The sequence below is a fragment of the Campylobacter sp. 2018MI01 genome (assembly GCF_018501205.1).
Lineage (GTDB): Bacteria > Campylobacterota > Campylobacteria > Campylobacterales > Campylobacteraceae > Campylobacter_E.
Map to the genome: position 1 here is coordinate 1 of NZ_JAHCZE010000089.1, position 3,974 is coordinate 3,974.

Consider the following 3,974-nt stretch of genomic DNA (forward strand, 5'->3'; position numbering starts at 1 on the left):
AAATACAAATTTACAAAAAAATAATAAAAAAATCCCCCCAAAAAAAATTTAATATGAATTATTATTTTATTAGATGAAGTTTTAAAATACATTCTTAATGTGTGAGGGATAATTAAACCAATAAATGCTATAAGCCCACAAAAAGCTACAGAAAAAGCAACTGCAATACATGAAATTATTAAAAATAGTTTTTTGCTTTTACTTGCATTAAGCCCTAAAGAATTAGCTTCTTCATCTCCACATAATAACAAATCAAGTTCATATCTTTTAATATAAAAATACAAAATACATATTATGCTTGCAATATATACAATTATTACTATATTCCAATTTGCATTACCTAAGTATCCCATTAGCCAAGCACTTATTTTAAAACTATCTTCTCCTATTAAATATATAAAAAAAGATGTTATAGATGCTAATAGTGTTGAAGTGGCTATTCCTAAAATTAATAAAGTTGCCATATTTTGATTTTTTTTATAAATAGAAAATATAAAAAATGTAAAAAGTATGCAAGATAAAAATGCAAAAAGTCCAAAATAAATCTCACTTAAATTAAACATAAATGCAATTAAACTACCAAATGTAGCAGCCGATGCTATTCCTATTATATAAGGATCAGCAAGTGGATTTAAAAAACATCCTTGAATAACTGCTCCACTACTAGATAATAAAGCACCAACTATAAATGCTAATAATATTCTAGGTGCTTTTAATTCTATAAATATTTGATACAAAATATCTAAATCATTTAAATCATTATTTAAGCTTATTAGTCTATATAATGCTTGAAAGCCGAAATTAGATTGAGGTGAACTAATTCCAAGCGATAATAACATACATACAATACTAATTAAAACTAGAAATAATGATTTTTTCATTGTTTAAAATCTCGCTTTTACTTGCATATAATAAGTGCTTGTAGGTGCAATTTGGCAAGTTTGGCCACTGCAGTTTAGATTGTATTTTGTATTAAAGATATTTTTTGCTTCTAAACTTAAACTTATATTTTTGGTAAAGTCATAATTTAATCCAACATCAACTAAAGAATAAGCTTTCTTTTCTAATTGTGTATTATTGTTTAAATAATCCCAATTTGTTTTAGAATAAAACCTATAATCAGCATTTACGCTTAACTTGTCAGTTATTTTATAATTTGCTCCTAGGCTGATTTTGTAAGGTGATACATTTGGTATTTTTTGTCCTTCTTTGTATTTGTTTAAATTGTCTTTAACTACTTTAGCATCAATATATGAAAAGGTTTCAAACAGGTTTAATCTATCATCAAGCAAGCTTTGATTTAAGCTTATTTCAACTCCATATCTTTTTGTTTTAGCAATATTTTCATAAGTCCATTTAACAACAGGATAATGGCTCATATTTACATTTATTTCATTGTTTGTTAGGGTATAAAATAAACTTATACTTGCATATTGGTCAAATACTAAACCTTTTAATCCTAATTCATAATTTAAATAATCTTCTGATTTTAAATTATTAATAGAATAGTTTTTTCCATCAGCCTTGTCGGTTAATTCGTAAGGAGATGGGGAATTAAACCCGCGTTCAAATTTAAAATACACACTATTTGTATCCATAAATTTATGAGATAAAACAATATTTGCACCATAGTTGTTTGTGTTTTTTGAATCGTTTATTGTAGCTATTCCATCACTTCTATTTATATTGTATTTAGAATTTTCAAGTCTTGCACCAATATCAATTCCAAACGGATTAAAATCTAATTGTTCTATTGCATAAATAGAATGAGTATCTTTTTTAACTATATTTGTTGTTGTAGAAGCTCTTTTGCCTTTTGCATATAAATATTCATATCCTAATATTGTATTTGAAAAATCATAGTTTAGTTTTGCTTTAGCATTAGCCCCTATTTTTCTATCAAAAAATTGTTTATCTTCATAGTTATTATCTTGCAAATAAGCCATAAATTCTGTTAAAATATTTTCATTAATTTCATTGCTATATTTTAGATTATAGTTCTTTCTACTGCTAGTTTTCGTTGAATCTTGACTTGCTAGAATTTGATTTTTGCAAATAAAGCCAAATCTTGAAATTTCATATTGAGTACAAATTATTCCTTCATATCTTCTATCTTGTTCAATTTCTTGCTCGGTTAAAGCTTGACTATTTCTATATTCATTATGCATATAATTTGCATTGATATCTAAATTTTGATAGTCTGTTAGTTTAAATTTAAACCCAATATCAGTATTTAAAAGTTTATTTAAAACTGCTCTTTGATATCCTTTTTCATCTATATAATTAATTCCAAAATGAGAATATATTTTATCATTTATATTTGCACCAGCACTTGCTCCTATACTTTTATGAGAAAAAGAACCAAACCCAAGAGTAAGATTTGCATAATCTTTTTTTAAGCTTGATTTTGTAATTACATTGACAACACCACCACTAGTGCCATTTCCATAAACTACACTTCCTCCTCCAGAAATAACCTCAATTTGCTCAATATCATTTACGCTTATTGTATTAAAAGGAATTCCAAGATGTGATGTATCTAATGCGTTTTGACTAACTCCATCAAACAAGATTTTTACCCTTGCATTAGCTCTACTTCCTTGACCTCTAATATCAATTGCACTGCCTATACCTACAGGATTTAAAGAAACACTAGGAAGATAAGATAAAATTTCTCCTAAATCGTGATAATTCTTTTTATTTAACTCTTCTTTATTTATGACAAATAAGTTTGAGCTAACATCAGCTAAGCTATCGCTAAATCCACTATCGCTAATTACTTGAGTATCAAGCAAAGTATCAGCATATAATGCACCAATTAATGAAAATGCTAAAATAGTTTTTTTCATTTTTTTACCTTTCTATATTTAATTTGATTTTATTAATGTTTGAATTTTTAATAATAGATATTGTTTTAATTAAGTTGTCGTAGCTTATTTCTTTATCGGCACTTAATAAGACAATATCTGAAGATTTTATATATTTGTTTATATCATCTATAAAAATTAAATCTTTATTGTTTTTTATGTATAAGTTTAAATCTTTATTTAAAATCACTTCTTTTATATTATTTTCTTTAGTTATGTTTTCGCTATTATTTGTTTTTGGTAGACTTATTTCATAATGCCAATATTTAGAAAATGTAGTGCTTAGCATAAAAAATATAAGTAATATAAAAATAACATCTATCAAATTTAACATAGAAATTTCTATAAATTCAGGTTTTTTTCTATTTATTCTTCTCATTAAAAGCCTTATTAAAATAATTTAAATTAAGGTAGATTTCGTTATTTAAATAATCAATTCTTTTATTGAAAATGATATGAAATACAAGAGCAAAAATAGCTACAATTAATCCGAATGCAGTTGTATATAAAGCTTCACTAATTCCAGCCGCTACTAATTCTTCATTTGCTTCTTTACTAAGAGCTGCAAATGAAGAAATCATACCGGTAACGGTTCCTAAAAGACCAAGTTGAGGACATATACTTATGCTTATGCCTAAGATAAAACCATTCTTCTCAAGTTTTTTTATTTCATTAAAGTGAATATTTTCTAATTCAAATTCATTTAAATTATTTTTTTCGTATATATTTATAGCTTTTTGTATGCTATTTGATATAGAATTTTTATTTGAACATATATTTTTTAATTCAATTAAATTTTTATCATATATTGCTTTTTTTATTTTGATTTTAAAATTATTATTAAAAGAAAATTGACATAAATATATATTTGTTATTTTTTCTAATATCACAGCAAAACTAAGCACTAAAAGAACAAAAATAGGCCACATAAATAAACCACCAATTTGCATTAAGTTTAACATTAAATACCTTTTTTTAATTTATAATGAAAAGAATTTTCATAATCATTATATAAAATTATTTCTTAAATTGTTTTTAAATAGAAACTAATTTGTTAATTAACAATTTTGATTTTTAATTTATATATTAATTTGTTTATATAGTTTA

At 24.4% G+C, this 3,974-nt stretch carries 4 protein-coding genes; all 4 read right to left on the reverse strand.

What is annotated here, in order from left to right; all coding sequences use genetic code 11:
• Positions 1-881: FecCD family ABC transporter permease (locus tag KJQ97_RS08860; protein ID WP_214120614.1), on the reverse strand; the 881-nt coding region annotated here is incomplete at its 3' end.
• Positions 882-884: 3 nt separating this feature from the next.
• On the reverse strand, positions 885-2,849 hold the full coding sequence (locus KJQ97_RS08865; protein WP_214120615.1) for a TonB-dependent receptor: 1,965 nt from the start codon (positions 2,847-2,849) through the stop codon (positions 885-887).
• Between the two features lie 4 nt (positions 2,850-2,853).
• Complete coding sequence (locus KJQ97_RS08870) at positions 2,854-3,246, reverse strand: ExbD/TolR family protein (protein ID WP_214120616.1); 393 nt, start codon at positions 3,244-3,246, stop codon at positions 2,854-2,856.
• Complete coding sequence (locus KJQ97_RS08875) at positions 3,230-3,829, reverse strand: MotA/TolQ/ExbB proton channel family protein (RefSeq protein ID WP_214116978.1); 600 nt, start codon at positions 3,827-3,829, stop codon at positions 3,230-3,232. The genes KJQ97_RS08870 and KJQ97_RS08875 overlap by 17 nt, the downstream gene beginning before the upstream one ends.
• Positions 3,830-3,974 lie beyond the last annotated feature (145 nt).